Source organism: Thermobifida halotolerans, from assembly GCF_003574835.2.
Classification (GTDB): Bacteria; Actinomycetota; Actinomycetes; order Streptosporangiales; family Streptosporangiaceae; genus Thermobifida; species Thermobifida halotolerans.
Genome location: NZ_CP063196.1, coordinates 1,862,565 through 1,881,669 on the forward strand (window position 1 = coordinate 1,862,565; position 19,105 = coordinate 1,881,669).

At 72.4% G+C, this 19,105-nt stretch carries 17 protein-coding genes; 9 read left to right on the forward strand and 8 right to left on the reverse strand.

Annotation, left to right across the window (positions count from 1 at the left end):
* The first annotated feature begins 316 nt into the window (after positions 1-316).
* From NI17_RS08260 to NI17_RS08280, 5 genes are all read left to right on the forward strand, one after another.
* Positions 317-970: a DUF899 domain-containing protein gene (locus NI17_RS08260; protein WP_068690619.1), complete on the forward strand. Its 654-nt coding sequence runs from the start codon at positions 317-319 to the stop codon at positions 968-970.
* A 188-nt stretch (positions 971-1,158) separates the two neighbouring features.
* A complete protein-coding gene (locus NI17_RS08265; RefSeq protein ID WP_119267697.1) occupies positions 1,159-2,925 on the forward strand; it encodes a non-ribosomal peptide synthetase in 1,767 nt (588 codons plus the stop codon).
* A 120-nt stretch (positions 2,926-3,045) separates the two neighbouring features.
* Positions 3,046-3,258: an MbtH family protein gene (locus NI17_RS08270; protein WP_068690621.1), complete on the forward strand. Its 213-nt coding sequence runs from the start codon at positions 3,046-3,048 to the stop codon at positions 3,256-3,258.
* Positions 3,259-3,344: 86 nt separating this feature from the next.
* Positions 3,345-4,433, forward strand: coding sequence for a 4-hydroxyphenylpyruvate dioxygenase (gene hppD / locus NI17_RS08275; protein WP_234401860.1), 1,089 nt, complete (start codon positions 3,345-3,347; stop codon positions 4,431-4,433).
* Between the two features lie 172 nt (positions 4,434-4,605).
* On the forward strand, positions 4,606-5,991 hold the full coding sequence (locus NI17_RS08280) for a condensation domain-containing protein (protein WP_068690625.1): 1,386 nt from the start codon (positions 4,606-4,608) through the stop codon (positions 5,989-5,991).
* A gap of 253 nt (positions 5,992-6,244) precedes the next feature.
* On the opposite strand, the gene NI17_RS08285 is transcribed toward NI17_RS08280, so the two are convergent.
* From NI17_RS08285 to NI17_RS24405, 7 genes are all read right to left on the reverse strand, one after another.
* A complete protein-coding gene (locus NI17_RS08285; protein WP_068690627.1) occupies positions 6,245-7,078 on the reverse strand; it encodes an alpha/beta hydrolase family protein in 834 nt (277 codons plus the stop codon).
* Positions 7,079-7,225: 147 nt separating this feature from the next.
* Positions 7,226-8,029: an indole-3-glycerol phosphate synthase TrpC gene (trpC, locus tag NI17_RS08290; RefSeq protein ID WP_068690629.1), complete on the reverse strand. Its 804-nt coding sequence runs from the start codon at positions 8,027-8,029 to the stop codon at positions 7,226-7,228.
* Positions 8,026-8,295: a DUF6052 family protein gene (locus NI17_RS08295; protein WP_068690631.1), complete on the reverse strand. Its 270-nt coding sequence runs from the start codon at positions 8,293-8,295 to the stop codon at positions 8,026-8,028. The genes trpC and NI17_RS08295 overlap by 4 nt, the downstream gene beginning before the upstream one ends.
* Positions 8,276-9,607: a phenylacetate--CoA ligase family protein gene (locus tag NI17_RS08300; protein ID WP_199860009.1), complete on the reverse strand. Its 1,332-nt coding sequence runs from the start codon at positions 9,605-9,607 to the stop codon at positions 8,276-8,278. Before NI17_RS08300 ends, NI17_RS08295 begins: the two co-directional genes overlap by 20 nt.
* Entirely contained in the window at positions 9,607-11,448 is a 1,842-nt protein-coding gene (locus NI17_RS08305; protein ID WP_068690633.1) for an FAD-dependent monooxygenase, read from the reverse strand. Before NI17_RS08305 ends, NI17_RS08300 begins: the two co-directional genes overlap by 1 nt.
* On the reverse strand, positions 11,433-12,248 hold the full coding sequence (locus tag NI17_RS08310) for a tryptophan synthase subunit alpha (protein ID WP_119267698.1): 816 nt from the start codon (positions 12,246-12,248) through the stop codon (positions 11,433-11,435). Before NI17_RS08310 ends, NI17_RS08305 begins: the two co-directional genes overlap by 16 nt.
* Complete coding sequence (locus tag NI17_RS24405; RefSeq protein WP_084012560.1) at positions 12,236-13,465, reverse strand: indole-3-glycerol-phosphate synthase; 1,230 nt, start codon at positions 13,463-13,465, stop codon at positions 12,236-12,238. The genes NI17_RS08310 and NI17_RS24405 overlap by 13 nt, the downstream gene beginning before the upstream one ends.
* 122 nt (positions 13,466-13,587) lie before the next feature.
* Here NI17_RS24405 and NI17_RS24410 point away from each other — a divergent pair, with 122 nt between their 5' ends.
* The 4 genes from NI17_RS24410 (at position 13,588) to NI17_RS08345 (ending at position 18,066) form a co-directional block, all read left to right on the forward strand.
* A complete protein-coding gene (locus tag NI17_RS24410; RefSeq protein ID WP_068690644.1) occupies positions 13,588-14,379 on the forward strand; it encodes a tryptophan 2,3-dioxygenase in 792 nt (263 codons plus the stop codon).
* Positions 14,376-15,560, forward strand: a complete 1,185-nt coding sequence (locus NI17_RS08335; RefSeq protein ID WP_068690646.1) for a kynureninase/PvdN C-terminal domain-containing protein — start codon at positions 14,376-14,378, stop codon at positions 15,558-15,560. The genes NI17_RS24410 and NI17_RS08335 overlap by 4 nt, the downstream gene beginning before the upstream one ends.
* Before the next feature lie 129 nt (positions 15,561-15,689).
* Positions 15,690-17,069 carry a tryptophan 2,3-dioxygenase gene (locus NI17_RS08340; RefSeq protein WP_119267699.1) on the forward strand — a complete coding sequence of 460 codons (1,380 nt, stop codon included), beginning with the start codon at positions 15,690-15,692 and terminating at the stop codon, positions 17,067-17,069.
* Entirely contained in the window at positions 17,062-18,066 is a 1,005-nt protein-coding gene (locus tag NI17_RS08345) for a methyltransferase (RefSeq protein WP_199860011.1), read from the forward strand. The genes NI17_RS08340 and NI17_RS08345 overlap by 8 nt, the downstream gene beginning before the upstream one ends.
* A gap of 99 nt (positions 18,067-18,165) precedes the next feature.
* On the opposite strand, the gene NI17_RS08350 is transcribed toward NI17_RS08345, so the two are convergent.
* Positions 18,166-18,945, reverse strand: a complete 780-nt coding sequence (locus NI17_RS08350) for an alpha/beta fold hydrolase (RefSeq protein WP_068690648.1) — start codon at positions 18,943-18,945, stop codon at positions 18,166-18,168.
* Positions 18,946-19,105: the final 160 nt, after the last annotated feature.

Here is a 19,105-nt window from a genome sequence, read left to right on the forward strand (position 1 = left end):
AGGAAAACCATTCCCCGAACGGATGCTACTGGCCGCCCGGAGCCGACGAAAGGGTTCCCAATTGCGCCGCCCGATGTGCGCAATCCAGAAGACAGACGGCCGGGCCGTCCTCCAGCGGAATTCGCGGCCCCTTCTCCGAAAGTGCCTCCCGTGCCGCCTCCTCCACGGGGCCGCGACCGCAGGATTCGAGAAGGAAGCCGCCGGAGGGCCTTTTCCGGGCGATTCCGGCAAGCAATCGAAGAGATGCGGGAAAGGCCGTGGGAACCGAGCATGGACCTCCGGAAGCATTCGGCATCACACGGCGGAGGGAAGCGCCTTGGCTCTTTCGAAGATCGTCTCGCGCGATGAGTGGCTGGCCGCGCGCAGGGATTTCCTCGCCAAGGAGAAGGAGTTCACCCGCGCGCGGGACGCGCTGAACGCCCAGCGCCGCGAGCTCCCGAGGGTACTGGTCGACAAGGACTACGTCTTCGACTCCCCCGAGGGGGGGAAGAAGAGCCTTCTCGACCTGTTCGAGGGACGCCGCCAACTGGTCGTCTACCACTTCATGTCGCCCCCCGAGACCGGCGAGTTCTGTGTGAGCTGCTCGTTCTGGGTGGACAACATCGGCCACCTCGCGCACCTGCACGCCCGCGACACCACCCTGGTCGTGGACTGCCCCGTGCCGCTGGACAGGATCGAGCGGTTCAAAAAGCGCATGGGCTGGACCGTGCCGTGGGTCTCCTCCCAGGGAAGCGACTTCTACAGGGACCTCCACTTCGCGGTGGACGGCCCCGACCCGCTGCCGCCCGGCGTCAGCGCCTTCGTGCGGGAGGGCGACAGGATCTTCCACTCCTACTCGACGCACAACCGCGGCAGCGACCTGCTCAACACGACCTACAACTACCTCGACATCACCCCGCTGGGCAGGCAGGAGGAGGGGCTGCGGTTCAAGCAGGAGTGGGTCCGCTACCACGACTGCTACGACGCCTAGCGTCCGCCGCGCCCGCGCACCGGCTCTCGTCCCCGGAGGACGCCCGTCGTCCTCCGCGGTCGGCGGGACGTGCCCTCCTCCCCCGCGAGCACGGCACGGTCGCCACGCGCGGAAGGGCGGCCGGCTCCCCGACGCGCCCGCGCCCCTCCGGAGAGACGAACGGAACGAACGGACTGGAGTAACTGACGATGCCTGATTCCCTCCACGAGCGCTTCGCCGTCCAGACCGGACGGACCCCGGACGCGGTCGCGGTGTCCTCCGGAGACGTCCGGTTGACCTACCGGGAGCTGGACGAGAGGGCCAACCGGCTGGCGCACCGGCTGCTGTCCCTGGGAGCGGGGCCCGAGGTCCCGGTCGCGGTGCTGCTGGACCGCTCCGTCGAGGTGGTGGTCGCGACCCTGGCCGTGCTCAAGACCGGGTCGTTCTACCTGCCGCTGCACACCGCCCACCCGCTGGAACGCATGCAGTGGATCATGGACCGCGCGGGCGGTCCGGTCCTGCTCACCGACCGGAGGACCGCGCGCGGACGCGCCCTGCCCCGGGGCGGCCGGGTCGTCACCGTCGACGACGACGGCCTGACCGGGCTCCCGGACTCCTTCCGCTCCCCCGCCGTCTCTCCGGACAACCTCGCCTACGTGATGTACACGTCAGGGTCGACGGGGACGCCCAAGGGTGTCGCCGTCACCCACCGGGACGCCCTGGGCCTGGCCCTGGACCCGTGCTGGGACGACGAACGGTACCGGCGCGTGCTGATGGTGGCCCCCTACGCCTTCGGCATGTCGACCTTCGAGCTGTGGGTGCCGCTGCTGCACGGCGGCCGGATCTCCGTGGCGCCGCCCGACGAGCTCGACGTCGCCACCCTGCGCCGCCTCCTCCGCGAGGAGGAGATCACGTGCGTCCACCTGACCGCGGGACTGTTCCGCGTCGTGGCGGAGGAGGATCCGGGGTGTCTCGCCGGAGTGCGCGAGGTGATGACGGGCGGTGACGTGATCTCCCCGGCGGCGGTCCAGCGGGTGCTGGAGGTGTGTCCCGACATCGTTGTACGGGCGATGTACGGGTCGACCGAGACGACGCTGTTCGCCACCTGCTCGACCGTGCGCGCACCCTACGAGGCGGGGACGAGCGTACCGGTCGGCTTCCCGATGAAGGACATGCGCGCCTACATCCTCGACGAGCGTCTGCGGCCGGTCCCCGCCGGGGCCACGGGTGAGCTGTACGTCGCCGGCACGGGGGTGGCGCGGGGCTACCTGGGCCGCCCGGACCTGACGGCGGAGCGCTTCGTCGCCGACCCGTTCACCGGAGCCGGCGAACGGATGTACCGGACCGGGGACCTCGCACGCTGGACCCCCGACGGCCAGGTCGACTTCGTCGGGCGCGTCGACCACCAGGTGAAGATCCGCGGCTTCCGGGTGGAGCCGGCGGAGGTGGAGGCCGTTCTGGCCGGGCACCCCGCGGTCTCCCAGGTCGCCGTGGTGGCGCACGAGTCCGCCCCCGGCGAGAAGCGGCTGGCCGCCTACGTCGTGGCCGACGGCTCCGTCGCGGCTGTGCGGGCCTACGCCTCGGAGGCGCTGCCGGACTACATGGTGCCGTCGGCGTTCGTCGAACTGGACGCCCTGCCGCTGACCCCGAACGGGAAGCTGGACCGCAGGGCGCTGCCGTCCCCCGAACCGGAGAGCACCTCGACGTACCAGGCGCCCCTCACCCCCGTGCAGGAGACCCTCTGCGCCGTCTTCGCGGACGTGCTCGGCGTCTCCCGCCGGGTGGGCATCGACGACGACTTCTTCGAGCTGGGCGGACAGTCCCTGCTCGCCATGCGGATCCTGCTGCGCGTCGAACTGGAGCTGGGCGCCAAGCTCCCCGTCGAGGCGCTGTTCGACTCCCCCACGGTGGCCCTGCTGTCCGAGAAGGTCGAAAAGGCCATGGACCGTTCGTCCCTGGGCGCCGCGGCGGAATAGTCCGCGGCCGTGTCGGCCCGCCGAAGAGCGCCCGCCCGAGCTCCGGCCACCCCCGCAGACCCGCTCGCTCCTGCCCCGGCCCGCCCCGCGGCGACCGGGGCGAGACAGGAAGGACAACAGGTGACGAACCCCTTCGACGACCCGACCGGCTCCTACACCGTGCTGTGCAACGCGGAGGGGCAGCACTGCCTGTGGCCCGGCTTCGCGGCCTCCCCCGACGGGTGGACCGTCGTCCACGGTCCGGACGGCCGCGACGCCTGCCTCGACTACGTGCGGACCCACTGGACCGACATCCGCCCGCGGAGCCTGGCGGCCGCGGACTCCCCCTCCTGAGTCCGTCCCGTCCGCGGCGGGGAGCCCGGGCCCGTCCGGCGGCCCGCCGACGCCACCCACCCCGAGAACCGAACGGAGATGCGCACGTGACCACGTCAACGACTCGGGCGTTCGAAGGAATGCTCGTCGACCACGTCAAGTTCTACGTCAGCGACGTCGAAGCGGCCGAGAAGCGGTTCGTCGACAGCTACGGTCTCTCCGTCTACGCGACCTCTTCCCTCTCCGACCCGAAACCGCGGGTCCGCTCCCGGGGCATCGGCGGGGGGCGGATCCGTCTGGTGTTCACCGAGCCCCTGGCCGACGACCACCCCGGCGCCGCCTATCTCGACAGGCACGGCGATGGCGTGGCCGACATAGCGCTGCTCGTCGCGGACGCCTCCGCCAGCTTCAACGAGGCGGTGCGGCGCGGCGCCCGTCCGGTGACGCCGCCCACGGAGCGGGACGGCGTCACGACCGCGACGATCGCGGGGTTCGGCGACGTGACGCACACCTTCGTCCAACGTGCCCGGGGCGTCGACGAGCGGGCGCTGCCCTCCCTGGCCCCGGTCTCCGCCGCGGCGCCCTCAGGGCGGTCCCCCGGTCTCACCGAGATCGACCACTTCGCGGTCTGCCTGGAGGCGGGCGACCTGGACCCGACGGTGCGGTTCTACGAGGAGGTCCTCGACTTCGAGATGATCTTCACCGAGCACATCGTCGTCGGCTCCCAGGCGATGCACTCGAAGGTCGTCCAGAGCGCCTCCGGCGCGGTCACCCTGACCCTCATCGAACCCGACCTGTCCAGGACCCCCGGCCAGATCGACGAGTTCCTGAAGAACCACGGCGGCGCCGGAGTCCAGCACATCGCTTTCACCGCTGACGACATCGTGGAGGCCGTGGAGTCCATCGGCTCCCGGGGGGTGGAGTTCCTCGACACCCCACCCACCTACTACGACCTCCTGGCGGAGCGTCTGGAGGTGGCCCGGCACTCCGTCGACGACCTGCGGCGGCTCAGCGTCCTCGTCGACGAGGACCACGACGGCCAACTCTTCCAGATCTTCGCCCGGTCCACGCACCCCCGCCGGACCTTCTTCCTGGAGCTCATCGAGCGCCTGGGGGCGCGCACCTTCGGCAGCGGCAACATCAAGGCGCTGTACGAGGCCGTGGAACTGCAGCGCAGCGGCCAAGGCGCCCGTTGACGCCCGTGCCCCCGCCGGTCGGGCCTCTTGGACGGTCGGCGGACGCCCCTCACGGGACGGCCCCCGACCGGACCGGGAGCGCGCCGCTTCCGGGAGGCGCCCCGGCGGCGGCGCGGCGCGGACCTGACCGCTTCGAGCCCATCCCCGACGAGACGAAGGAGAGGTCCCAACCATGAGCGTGACGGTGACATCGGACGGAGCGAGCCCTCCCGAATCCGGGATTCCGCTGTCCTCCACCCAGGAATTCCTGTGCATGTTCAACGACGGCTCCGACGAGGGGCCCTTCGGGCCCATGTACCACGTGGTCCGCGGATGGCGCGTCCGCGGCGCGATCGACGTCGCGGCCCTGCGGGGGGCGTTGGGCGACGTGGTGGAGCGCCACGAGGCGCTGCGCACGGCGATCGTCCGCGGAGGGCAGGTTCCGCACCAGCGGATCCTGCCCGCGCGCCCGCCGAAGCTGCTCGTCCAGGACATCTCCGTGCCCGACCCGCGCCTGCGGGACCGCCGGGTCGAGGAGTTCCTCAACGAGGTCGAGGCGACCGAGCACCACGTCGGCGACCTGCCCCTGCTGCGCGCGGTGCTGGGCCGTCTCGACGACGACGACGCGGTCCTGGCCCTCCTCGCCCACCACACCGCCTGCGACGGGTGGTCCCTGCGGCTGATCATGCGCGACCTCGCCTCCCTCTACGCCGCCCGCTCGGGACACGAGGCCCCCGAGCTTCCGGAGGCCCGCCAGTACCGGGAGTACACGCTCTGGCAGCGGACGGACCCGACCGCCGACCGGACGCGGGAGGCGCGCGACTACTGGCGGGACAAGCTCCGGGAGGCGCGGCTGCTCGCCGTTCCCACCGACCGGCCGAAGACGGACCGGGTGGGGCGGACGACCTCGACACGCCGCTTCCTGATCGACGCGGACCTGACCTCCGCGACCCTGCGGTTCTCCGCCTCGATGCGCTGCTCCCCCTTCATGGTCCTGCTCTCCGCCTACAACCTGCTGCTGCACCGCAGGACGGGGGAGACCGACGTCGTCGTTCCGACGATCACCTCCGGTCGCGGCCACGCCCGGTTCGAGGAGACGGTCGGGTCGTTCTTCAACTTCCTGCCGCTGAGAACGGACCTCTCCGACTGCGCGACCGCGCGCGAGGTGGTCGAGCGCACCCGGGCCACCTGTCTGGGCGCACAGCGGCACGACATCCCCTTCGCCCAGATCCTGGAGGAGTCTCCCCAGCTCATGCAGGCCGCCTCCGATCCCGCCCGGGCGCTGTGCGCCTTCCAGGTGTTCCAGAACCCGTTCGTCCTGGACGGCAGGTCGATCGGCGACCTCGAGTACTCCGAGGTGCGCAGGCGCCTGCTCTCGCAGCCCGTCAGCTCCGACATCCCGGACGGCGCGCTGTGGACCCTGGACATCGACCCGTCCGGGGAGATGTTCGGGAACCTGAAGTTCGACGGCGAGGAGTTCGACGAGAGCACGGTGGACGGCATGATCGAGGACTTCCGCCGCCTGCTGCGCCAGGTGGTCACCGCGCCGGACGCTCCCGCGGGGGTCGTCTCGGACTGACCCCGCCGCGGGCCTCCGCCGCCTCCGGGGCCGGGTGTGGGAGCACGCCCGGCCCCGGAGGCGTCCCGGGACGCGCACGCCCCGGGCCGGTTCCGTCCGAGGTCGGCGGCTGCCGGGACGAGGACTCCACCGTCGCGGCGCCCCACCACCGCCCGCCTCCGGGTCCGGTGGTGGGGCGCCGCACGCCACGCCGCTCCCTCTCCCGCCGGGTGTCCGCCTTCGGCGGGTCCGGTCGCGCCCCGCCCGGTCTACCTCACCGGGGCGGGATCGCCCCGGTCAGCGTCCGCAGGGCGTCGACGACCGGCGGCCACGCCGACGACCCGGGGGTGACCACGGCGAAGTGGTCCGCTCCCGGCACCTCCACCAGCCTGGCCGCGTGCGCCGCCGCGTACCTGCGCGACTCCTCCACCGGCACCCGGACGTCCCGGTCCCCGTGGACCAGCACCACCGGCGTCCCGGGAGCGCCGAGGAGGGACGGGTCGGCGTGCTCGTAGCGGTCCGCGACATCGTCCGGTCCCCCGCCCATCAGTTCCTGCACCGCCCGCTCCCCCAGCCCCAGCCGGTGGGCTCCGGCGAGATCGAGAACGGGGGCGAGCGCCACCACCCCGAGCACACGCGGAGCGGTTCCCCGTCCCGGGCCGCCCTCGGCAAGCCGGTCGCGCAGTGTCACCCACACCGCGAGGTGCCCGCCCGCCGAGTGCCCGACGTAGACGGTCCTGTCGCGGTCGACCAGGCCGGGCGCCTCCCGCTCGACGAGCCGGGGAACCCCCTCCGCCGCGGCGGCCGCGTCGACGAGCGTGGCCGGCCATCCGCCGCCTCCGCCGACCCTGCGGTACTCGACGTTGGCCACGGCGAACCCACGGCCGACGAGGTCGGCGACCACGGGTTCCAGGTAGCCCCGGTCGTGTCTGGCCCTCCAGAACCCGCCGTGCCACAGCAGCACCAGCGGCGCCGGTTCCCCCGCCGCGGCGGACCGCGGGAACCTGACGTCGGCCACCTGGTCGGGGTGCGGTCCGTAGCGCACGGTGAGGTCCGCCGGGGGCGCCTCCCCCGTGCGCGGTCCCTGCTTCTCGTTCGTCTCGGTCAAGCGCTGCTCCTCGGTCGTCTCGTCCGCCGCCCGGTCGCGGGGACGGGGGCGGGGTCTGGGACGCCCGCTCCCCCGTTCCCGGCGGCCGTGTGCGTTCGGCGGATGCTTCCGGGGCGGCCGGGACCCGGAAGCATCCGCCACCCCGCCCTAGTCGGCGCGGAGCGCCCGGCCGCTTCCCGCCTCGACCAGCTCCGCCACCGCCCTGCGCGGGTCGGCGCTGGTGACCAGCCCCTCGCCGACGAGCACGGCGTCGGCGCCCGCCCGCGCGTAGGCGAGGAGGTCCTCGGGGCCGCGCACCCCCGATTCCGCGACCTTGACGGTCCCGGGGGGAAGCAGCGGAGCGATCCGGCCGAACACGTCCCGGTCCACCTCGAGGGTGCGCAGGTCGCGGGCGTTGATGCCGACGACTTCGGCCCCGGCCTCCAGGGCGCGCTCGGCCTCCGCCTCGGTGTGCACCTCGACCAGGGGCGTCATCCCCAGGGACGTCACCTCGTCCACCAGCGCCGCGAGCGTTCCCTGGTCCAGTGCCGCGACGATGAGCAGTACGAGGTCGGCCCCGTGCATCCGCGCCTCGTGGATCTGGTAGGAGCCGACGATGAAGTCCTTGCGCAGCAGCGGCGCCTCCACCGCGGCCCGTACCGCGGCCAGGTCGGCGAGCGACCCGCCGAACCGCCGCTGTTCGGTGAGCACGCTGATCGCGCACGCGCCCCCGGCCGTGTAGGCGGCGGCGAGGTCGGCCGGTTCCCCGATCTCGGCCATCTCCCCTCTGGACGGGCTGCGGCGCTTCACCTCCGCGATGACGCCGACGCCCGGCGCGCGCAGGACGGCCGCCGCGTCCCGGGGCGGGGCGGCCTCTGCGGCCCCGCGCCTGACGGCCTCCAGGGGGAGCGCGGCCTCGCGGGCCGCCACGTCCTCGCGGACACCGGCGACGATCGACTCGAGGACGCTCATCCGGCCACCCCGTCCTCCTGTGGACGGCCGGGGCCGGTTCCCGCCGACCCGTCGTCGCCCGTCCCGTCCTCCAGCCATCGGTGCGAGTAGAAGTCGAAGTCCATCGCCTGCCCGTCGAGCACCGCGTGCAGTTCCGCGACGGCGACCCTGGCCGCCGCGCGGACGGAGGGGACCGGGCCGGTCCCGGCGAACTCCTGCAGCACGTCGTAGCACTCGCGCAGTCGACGCTTCTCCTCCGCCGACAGTTCAGCTCGTCCGTTCGTCATGGAACCTCGCCGCCTTCACCTCGAACCTGGGCAGATCGCCCGGAGCGACCGCCTCCACCTCGGGACGTATGCCCGTCTCGTACTTCATCGCCGCGCTGATTCGGGCGCACAGGTCGGCGGCGTCCGCCGCGGCGTCCGCCCTGGGCTCCACCCGGATGACCACCGTGTCGAGTCCCCGGACCGTGCGGATGGCCGTCTGGAACTCGCTCACCTCGCCGAAGCCGCGCACGACGTCCTCGACCATCATGGGGGTGAGCGAGATCCCCCGGACCTTGCGCATGTCGTCGCGGCGGCCGAGGATGCCGCCGTCGTACCAGTCCCACGTCCGGCCGCAGCCGCATTCCTGCCACGGCCGCTTCACCACGAGGTCGTCGGTCCAGTAGCGGAACGTCTGGATCCCCTCGCGGCCGAGGCCGGTCATCACCCGGACGCCCTGCTCGCCGTACTCCACCGGCTGCCTCGTCTCCGGGTGGAGCACCTCCTCGATGACCCCCGTCTCGATGATGTGGCACCCGTCGGCCTTCTCCGGGCACTCGAACATGAAGACGGTGCCGAGTTCCGTCATGCCCGCGAAGTTGTACACGCGCGCGCCGAACGCGGTCGAGATCGCGCGCGTGGTCGTCTCGGGCCTGGGTTCCGCCCCGGTCACCACGATCTTGACGTTCGCCTCCTCGGCGAGGTCGACGCCCATCTCGCGCGCCGTCTCGATGAGCCTCATCGCGTAGGTCGGCGTGCACCCCAGGACCTCGATCCCCTGGTCGACGATGAGTCGGATCCGGGCCCTGGAGTCCATCGAGCCCGCGGGGACGACCGTGCACCCGAGTCGCTCCATGGCGTAGTGCATCCCCCAGAAGCCCATGAACAGGCCGTAGCCGAAGGCGACCATTCCCCGGTGGTGCGGGCGCACCCCCGCCCCGTACAGGGCGGTGCACCACATGTCCACGGTCCACGCCCGGTCGCGCGCGGTGTCGAAGATCCGTATCGGGGGGTTCCCGCTGGTGCCGCTGGTCTGGTAGAAGCACATCCCCAGGGCGGGGTCGGTGGAGGGGAGCGTGCCGTAGGGAGGCGCCACCTGTTGGGCGGCGACCAGGTCCGACTTGTGGAGCAGGGGGACCCGGTCGAAGTAGTCCTGGAGCGATTCGACGTCCTCGGGGAGCCGCTCGCTCCAGAACTTCGAGTTCCTCCTGGCGTGCTCCAGCGCCCGCCTCAGCTTGCGCCACTGCCACTCGGCCAGGTCCTGCCTCGGCATGGTCTCGGTCGTCGGGTTCCAGTACTCGGCCCGGTCCGACCCGGTTCGCTCGTGTGACGCCACTACGCCTCCTCTACGTCCGTGGCGGACTGGGGGCGGAGGACGCACAGGTCGGCCCAGCCCGCCGCCACAACGGTGTTCGCTTCGTTGAGAGTCCTGGCCGCGCCGTCGGCGACGACGGTCATCCCCGTCTCGTTGCGGACCGCGTCGCAGATCTGGGCGACGCGCACGGCCGTCTCGGACACGTCCGCGCTCCCCTGCCCGGGTTCCAGGAACAGGACGTCGACGCCCCAGTCCCGGAGGGTCCTGGCGAGCGCGACGGCGTCCTCGGCCGCGGTCTCCACTTCGCCCGCCCGGTCGACGCCGACTGCAGCCGCGATCAGGTGTCCGTGCGGTGTCTCCTCCCGGAGTGCGGCGAGGAGCCGCTCCGGGGGCCGCTTCCGCAGTCGCCGGAGCGACTCCCCCGACAGGTCGAGGACCACCGAGGCGTAGCCCTGGCCGTGGGCCTCGCGCGCCCACATCCGGCACTCCTCGGGGCCTACCGAGCGCGGCAGGCGGACGAGGGTCGGCACGTCCTCGCGCCTGGGCCGGGGAAGCGCCGGGGGCCCGGCCTCCCCGCTCCCGTGCGCGCCCGTCTCCGGGACCGGCCCGGTCACCGCGAGACCGCCGTCTCCCCCCTCCTCGGTCACCAGGCGGTTGCGCGTCGTCAGGGCCCCGATCCGTTTCGGGGTGAGCGCCGGGGGCGGGGCGGCGTCCGCGGTCCGCCCCGTGGCGCGGGCGTGGAACCACCTGTCGAACTCGGCGACGAACCCCGGATCCCGCTCGGCGACCTCCTCGTGGGTGATCCGCCAGGAGCGCACCATCAACTGGTAGGCGAACTGCATCGGCGCGAAGTCGCGGTACCGTTCCAGGTTCTGGAAGTAGCGCTCGGAGAGGCGGGAGGCCGCCTGGAATCTCTCGACCCTGCCGCGGCGGGCCCCGGCGAAGCGCTCCAGGGCTCCCCGGACGTCGCCCGGCCGCTCGGCCAGCGCCCCGGCCAGCGCGACGGCGTCCTCGATCGCCAGTCTGGTCCCCGACCCGATCGACCAGTGCGCGGTGTGGGCGGCGTCCCCCACCAGGACCACGTTGCGGTGGTGCCATCTGGCGCACCGCAGGTAGGGGAAACTGCTCCAGGGCGCCCCGCCGGACAGCACCGTCCCGCCCCGCAGGTCCTCGGCGAAGACCTGCTCGCAGAGGTGGGCCGAGGCCTCCTCGTCCATCCCGGAGAGCCCGGCCCTGTGCCAGGTCTCCTCCGAGACGTGGACGATCATCGAGCTCCACGGCTGCCCGGAGGGGTAGCAGTAGGCCTGGAACAGCCCCCACCGCGTCTCCCGGAAGATGTAGGTGAAGTAGGGGAAGACCCGGTCGACCCCGTACCAGGCGTACTTGGAGCTCGACCGCCGCGTCCTGGGTTCGAAGAACTCCTCCAGTTCCCGGCGGACGACGGAGTTGACGCCGTCGGCTCCCACCACGAGGTCGGCCTCCCCGTGTTCCTCCAGTCCGTTGACCCGGTGGCCGAAGTGGAGCCGGGCTCCCCGCTTCTCCGCGGCCTCGCCCAGGATGGCGAGCAGGGCCGCCCTGGGCACTCCGTGGAAGCCGTTCCCGTTGACCAGCATCCGGGACGAGCGGCGCCTGATGTCCACCAGGCTCCAGGCCACGCCCGCCGCCTTGACCGCGGCGCAGGCCGCGCCGTCCACCTGTTCCAGGGCCCTCAGCGCGCCCTCGGGGAAGACCAGCCCCCATCCCCGGTCCGCGTCCCGCCCGTGGCGTTCGAACACCCGGACGTCGTCGGCCGTGCCGTCCCTGCGGAGCAGCCCGGCGAGGAGCAGCCCGGCCGGTCCGCCGCCGATTATGTCGACCCGCATCCGTCCTCCCTCTTCCGCTCGCGAAGCCGGGTGGCGTCCTTCCAGCGCCGGACGTTCGCGCGCAGTGTGTCCAGGCGGTCCCTCGGCTCCGCGGCTCCGAGGAGTTCGAGGAGCCGGCTGCCGACGACCAGTCCCGCCGCGTGGGGCGCCAGCGCGCGGATCTCGTGCTCGTCGCGGATTCCGAAACCGGCCAGGAACGGTTTCCCCGCGGTGGCGGCCAGTGCCGCCACGGCGCGTCGCGCCTCCGCCAGGTCCAGCCGCTCTCCGGTACGGGCCGCGAGGCCGCGGTACGTCATGTGGCCGGCGGCCGCCTCCAGCCGTCCGGCGTCGGCGGCGGAGGGGCCGATGAGGGGGACCGCGCTCAGGTCCGCGGCCGCGACCCTCTCCACCTCCTCCGGCCCCCGGGGGCCGGCGAGCACCAGCCCGTCGACTCCGGCCTCGCGGGAGCACCGCACAAGCCGGTCCCAGCCCAGGTCGTCCACCGTCCGGGGGTAGACCAGCGGAAGGATCGGGGTCCGCGGCAGCGCCTCGCGGATCTCGCCGAGAAGCCCCCACACCCGTTCCTCGCCGAGCCCGGCGGCCCGTTCGAAGGACTCCCTGACCAGCGCCCCGCGGGGCCGCGTGCTCGGCGTGGGAAGGCCCAGTTCCACCATGTCCGCCCCCGCCTCCACGGCGGCCACGGCCGCCTCCACGGGCGAGCCCGGCAGCGGGTCGCCCAGGGTCAGGTACACGACCAGCATCCGTTCCCGTCGCGCGTCGGCCCGCCGCAGGCGGTCGCCGATCCGGTCTACCGCCCCCACGCCTCCGCCCCGTTCCGCAGTGTCCGCACCGTGGCGGCCGGATCGTCGCTCTTCGCCACGGCGGTGCCCACGAGCACCGCGTCGGCTCCGGCCTCCGCGGCCCTGGCCACGTCCGCCCCGGTCCTGAAGGAGCTCTCCGAGATGGCGTACATCCCGTCGGGGAGCCCGGCCATCAGGGACTCGCTGAGACTCACCGTGCCGTCGTCCATCTCCAGGACCGTGATGTCCCGGTTGTTGATGCCCACCGCGACCGCGCCCAGGTCGACCGCGGTCTCCAACTGGGCGGCGCTGTGGACTCCGACGACCACCTCCATGCCGAGCCTCTCGGCCCTGGCCTTCATCCGGCGGAAAAGCCCGATGTCGGGGACGGTGCTCAGGGAGAGCTGCACCGCGTCGAATCCGGCCTCGTGCGACTCGTCGATCTGCTCGATCGTCCGGAAGAACTCCTTGCGCATCAGCGGGACTCCGGCGGCCCGCCGAATTCTGCGCGCCTTCTCGACGCTTCCGTCGAAGTACACCGGGTCGGTCGGGGTGGACAAGGCGTCGACGCCGCCGTCGACAAGTGCGCGGACATAGGATTCCAAACGGCTTTCCGGTATGAGCTCACCGTCGCGGGGAGACCGGAACTTGACATCGACCATCACTGCGATATTCCCACCGGCACGCGCGGCGGCGAGCACTTCGTAAAGACTGCGGACGCCCACGTCACCCCCAGAGGCACCGTATTTCCGACCAAGCCACAAAAATTTTTCCTCTCTGTGGAGGAAATCGCGTTCCAGCCGTGTCCCACGGCCTGGAACGCGACCGGACCACCCTTTCCCACCTGGAGTTTTCCCTTTCCCGGTGGGTTGGTTGCCCCTCGGCGTCCCGGCTCGACGGACTCCCGAATTCCACGGGGAATTCACGGGAGGCGACGCCGTTCCACTGTTCGGGGCCGCAGCGCAGGAAATATCCTCCGGCGCTCCGGCCGCATCCGTCACGACTGTTCTCACCACGGATCCTCGCATCCTCCCGCTCCCCGGGACATCTTCTGGAATGCGGTTCCAGCGGTTTCCTGGCGGACACTGGGAGTTCACCGGTCCGGCCTCGAACGGGCTCTGCTTCTTCCGATTTGCTGCTTCCCCGTCCTTTTCCCCGGATCCCTTCTTATCGCCGTCCGCCTCTCGTAATCTGGCGGTGCATTTCTCTTCGGCGAGGTCCGCGTCCCCGTCCGCCATGCCGTTCGCACCGAGGGTGCGGGGAGGTCCCGGCGGCCCTCTGCCGGCGGAGTCGGTCGCGCAGCGGCCGTCCTGTGTTCCGCGCCCGGAGGCGCAGCGCTCTTCGGAGAGGTGGCGAAGTCGTGGTCGTCAAACAACCAGCGGTGTCGGTGTACTCCTCGTATCTGGCCTTGGACGAACTCCTCTCGGTACAGCGGCCGAACACGGACGAGCACGACGAGATGCTCTTCGTCGTCGTCCACCAGACGCACGAACTGTGGTTCAAGCAACTGCTCCACGAGTTCGCCGGACTGCAGCGGAGTCTCGCGGCGGGCGACGCGGCACGGGCGCTGCGTCTCCTGCACCGGTCGGTGGCCATCCTCAGGGTGGCCATCTTCCAGATCGGCGTCCTGGAGACCATGGGTCCTTCGCAGTTCTCCGGGTTCCGGGACCACCTGGGGGGCAGCGGCTTCCAGTCGGCCCAGTTCCGCGAACTCGAGGCCGTCCTGGGCGCACGCAACCGCCAGGCGTTCCAGCGCTATCCCGAGGACAGCGAGGAGCGGAGGCGGATCGAGGCGGCGATGACCCGGCCGCCCCTCTTCGACTCCCTCCTCGGCTATCTGGCCGCCCAGGGCTACCCGGTACCGGAGGAGCGGCTGCGCCGGGACGTGTCGCTTCCGGCGGAGCCCTCGGCGCGGGTCCAGGACGCGCTGGTGCTGGTCTACCGCGACGACGGTGTTCCGGCGCAGATCTGCGAACGGCTGCTCGAGCTCGACCAGAGCGTCCAGGAATGGCGCTACCGCCACGTGAACATGGTGCAGCGGATCATCGGGGACAAGACCGGAACCGGCGGCTCCACCGGCGCCGCCTACCTGCGCACGACCCTGTTCACCCCGGCCTTTCCCGACCTGTGGGCTGTGCGGAACGCGCTATGAGTGACCAGTCAGCGCGCCTTGCCCCGCACTACTCGAGGTTCCGGGTGGCGCAGCGCCTGCTGCTGTCGGGGCACTCCCACCAGGCCTGGCCCGACGTGGCGCTGGAGGGCCAGGTCGAGGCCTTCGAGGACGCGGCGTCGGCGGTGGACGACAAGTGGGCCAGGGCCTTCGCGAAGGCCGACCGGGTGCGTGACGGGTTCCGGCTCTTCCTCGGCGACCGCGGGGCCGAACTCGCGCTGGGGGCGAGCACGCACGAACTCGTCCTGCGCTTCCTGTCGGTCCTGGACCTGCGCTCCAGACCCCGGCTGGTCACCTCCGACGGGGAGTTCCACAGTCTGCGGCGCCAGCTCTCCCGGATCTCCGAGGAGGGGGTCGAGGTCGTCCGGGTCCCCTCCGCTCCCGTCGACTCCCTCGCCTCCCGGCTGGCCGACGCCCTCGACGACCGGACCGCCGCGGTGCTGGTCTCCACGGTGATGTACCAGACCGCGCGCATCGTCCCCGGGCTGGACACACTCGCCGAGGCGTGCCGGCGGCGCGGCGTGGAACTGCTCCTCGACGCCTACCACGCCCTGGGAGCCGTTCCGTTCTCGACCGCCGGGATCGAGTCGGCGTGGGTCGTGGGAGGTGGCTACAAGTACCTCCAACTCGGGGAGGGCAACTGCTTCCTGCGGCTCCCCGAGCACGCCGACAGCCTGCGGCCGGTGGTCACCGGCTGGTTCGCGGAGTTCTCCGGAGCCGCCGGGAGCGGCGCCGGCGGCCCCGTCGGGTACGCGGCCGGCGCGGCCCGCTACGCGGGGGCCACCTACGACCCGACCAGCCACTACCGCGCCGCGCGGGTGTTCGACTTCTTCGCCGAGCACGGCCTGACGCCCGGCTTCCTGCGCGAGGTCTCCCTGCGCCAGGTGGGCCTGCTGGCCGAGCGCTTCGACGCGATCGGCGCCCCCGACCACGTGATCACCCGAGACCGCACCGGCTCGCCGGAGGACTTCGGCGGTTTCCTCTCCCTGCGGTCGCCCCACGCCGCGCGCCTGTGTGAGCGCCTCGCCTCGCGGGGCGTCCGGGTCGACCACCGCGGGGAGCGTCTGCGTCTCGGTCCCGCCCCCTACCTCTCAAACTCCCAACTCGTCTCCGCGATGGACCTGCTGGCTGCGGAGCTTTCCGCGTTGGACGGCCCCACCTGACCCGACGCGCTCCGGCGGGGCCGCGCGGCTCCCGCGGGTCGGCGTCCCGGGGAGGGGCCGGGCCCGGTCGCTCCCGGTCCCGCAGCGCGCACGCAGTGACCCCAACGATGCTGATGAGGTCGATCACCCATGAAAGAGCACTCCCTGACAGCCCCAGGACGCCTCCCCGACCCCGCCGGACAGGCATGGCCCCCACACGTCGGTGTCGGAGGGGTCAGCCTCCGCGGAGCCCGCACGGCCCCGCACGGCCACTCGCCCGCCCGTGCCCTCAACCGGGTCGCCGAATGGGCCGACGCGCTCGACGACCCGGCGACCCCCTCCGGGACCGCCCGGGACTTCCCGTTCGGCGAGGTCCTGGAGCACTACCAGGCCCTGGGACGCGCCCACGCCTCCCCCGAGCTGGTGTCCTGCCTCCGCGCCCTGTACCGCCGCCTCCCCCCTGCGCGCTCGGCCGAGGAGGCCGTGCTCGCCGACTGGCTGCCCAGCACGTTCGACCAGCACGACGGCGACTACGACTCCTACCTCGCCGCCCCGATGCTCGAACGGCTGGCCGCGGCGGAGGGGCCTGAGGAGGTCGACACGGTCCTGGACGTCGAACTCCTGGCGCTCCTGGCCGACCTGGCGAGGACCGAGGGCGAGGCCCTGGCGGAGTCCGCGGACTCGCGGCGACAGCGGCAGCGCACCCACGCCGCCCTGCAGGCCCTCACCCACTGGCCGGAGCTGGCCCCCAGGGCCCGCCTGCGCCTTGCCGGGCTCTCGCTTCCGCCCCCGGTCCCCCGCGACGACCCCTCGCTGGCCTCGGTCACGCTGGACCGCGCGTGGAAGATCCTGGACGAGACACCGGAGCTGGTGCGCCGCGCGGCCGAGGCGTCCCTGCTCCCCACCACCCCGCTGCACGACGAGGTGATGTTCATCCGCAGCGTCCAGTTGTTCGAGATCGTCTACAGGCAGGTCCTGCGCTGCCTTGAGCGCGCCGCCGCCGCCCTGAGCGTCCGCGACACCGCCACGGCGGGCGCCGAACTCGGCGACGCGGTGCGCCGCGTCGAGAGCACCCCCTCCCTCTTCCGGGTCCTCACCACGATGTCGCGCGAGTCGTTCGCGGTGATCCGGGCCTACACCGACGGGCGCAGCGCCATCCAGTCCCGCGCCTACCGCCTGGTCGAGCGGACCGGGGCGCCGCGGCCGCCGGGACCCTTCTCCGACAGGATCCCGAAGGTGGAGGTCACCGGTCCGACCGTGCAGGAGGCGTACGTGTCGTGCGCGGCCGCCGTGGACGGGACCGCGCTGCGCCACGTCGCCGAGGCGATGGCGCGCCTCGACCGGGGGTGGCGCGCCATGAAGCGGACCCACTGGGGGATCACGCTGAAGATCATCGGCAACGTCACGGGCACCGGTGGCACCCCCGGCGCCGACTACCTCAGGACCACCGCCGCGATTCCCCTGTTTCCCCTGCTCCACGAACCGCAGGAACGGAGTGGAGCACACGCCGAGGAGGCTTCCGATGTCTGACGCCGACGACCTGAACGGCCTGCTGCGCCGCAAGATCATGGGGTTCGTCGTCTCCCAGGCGATCATCTCCGTCACCCGGCTGCGCGTCGTCGAGCATCTCGGCGAGGAGGCCCTCGAGGTGCGGGAGCTGGCGCGGCGCGTCGGGGCGGACCCCGACGCCCTCCACCGGTTCCTGCGCCTCCTCGTCGCCGAGGGGCTCTTCGTCGAGCAGCCGCCCGGCGTCTTCGCGACCACTCCGCTGGGCGCGCTGCTGCACGAGGACGTCCCCGGATCGCTGCGGCACTTCGCCGCGCTGATGGACAACGAGGCCTACCAGGCCTGGTCGGCGGCCCTGCACTCGCTGCGCACCGGCGAGCCGGCGTTCGACGTCGTGTTCGGGAAGCCGATGTTCGACTGGCTGGGCGAGCGGCCCGACGCCTCGTCCGCCTTCAACGCGGCCCAGGCGGGCCTGGTGACCCTGCGCCTGCTGCCCCTGGTGGAGCGGGACTGGAGCGGGGTGGGCACGGTCGTCGACGTGGGCGGCGGCAACGGACGTCTGCTGGGGGCGCTGCTGTCGCGGCACGAGCACCTGCGCGGCGTCCTGTTCGACCTGCCGCACGTGGTGCGGGAGGCCGAACGCTCCGTGGGCGGGCCGCGGGACCGCCTCCGCGTGGTCGGCGGCGACTTCTTCTCCGCGGTCCCCTCCGGTGGCGACGTCTACGTGCTCGCCCAGATCCTGCACGACTGGGACGACGACAGGGCGGTGCGGATCCTGCGGCGGTGCGCCGAGGCCATGACGCCCGACTCCCGGCTGCTCATCCTGGAACAGGTCGTCCCCGAAGGACCGCAGCCCCACCCGGCGAAGATGCTCGACCTGCACATGCTCGTCCTGCTCGGTGGGCGCGAACGCACCGAGAGCGAGTGGGGCCGGCTGCTGGAGAGGGGAGGTTTCCGGGTGGCGGCGATCGACCGCTCGGCGCGCTCGTCCCTGATCGAGGCGCGCCCGACGGGCGGCTGACCCGGCCCGCGGACGGCGGCGGCCTCCGGGGTCCGGTGGAGATCCACCGGACCCCGGAGGCCGCCTGGGCGGAGCCGCCGAGGACGCGGCCGGCGCGCCTCACCCGGCGAGGAACCGCACCAGCGCCGGAGCGACGGCCTCCGCGACCAGGTTGTGGTTCTGCCCCTCCAACGTCAGGTGGGACGCGTTGGGCAGTGTCTCCACGACCGCCCGCACCGTGTTGCGCCCCCACTCGGGGCTGCTGTCCCCGTCGAACACCAGGGTGGGGACCGCCACGGAGGCCACCCGCTCGGTCGGCAGCGAACTGTCCCCCAGGACCGCGGCGTCGTAGACGAGCGAGGGCGCCAGCGCCTCGAGCATCGGCCAGGCCTCTCCCTGGCGCACCTTGGCGACGAACTCGGCCGGCAGGTCCGCCGCCTCCCTCATGAAGAGTTCGACGGCGCCGCCGAGGTCCCCGGACTCCACCAGCGCGGCGAGCCGCTCGGCGTAGTCCTTCCCGATCGGGGGACGGGTGTCGTCGACGACGTACGACGGCTCGTACAGCGCCAGCTTCGTGATGGCGAGCCCGCTGGCCGCGGCCTCCAGCGCCAGGATCGCTCCGGAGCAGTTCGCGAACACGCAGGCCGATCCTCCCGCCTCGGTGATGAGGGACTGGAGGTCCTCGATCTCGCGCTCGACCTCGTACGGCCTGGTGTCGCCGCTGTCCCCCCGCCCTCGGCGGTCGTAGGCGAACACCGTGAAGTGCGGCGCCAGGAGCTCCGCCAGCGGCATGACGGACCGCCGGTCGTTCAGCGCGCCCCCCACCAGGATGACCGGGGGCCCCTCCCCCAGGCGGTCGAAGGCGATGGGGGTCCCGTCCTTGGAACGAACTGTGTTCATGGCACTGTCTCCACTCGCGTCGGTGGGCTGCGGCGTCTCGGGGAAACCGGTTTCGGAACCGTCGCCGGCGTCCGGACCGGCTCCGTTCGCCGAACAGAAGAGAAACCGTCTCTTGACTCCGGGGAATATCAAAGGAAATTCGTTACTTCCGGCCGCCGCC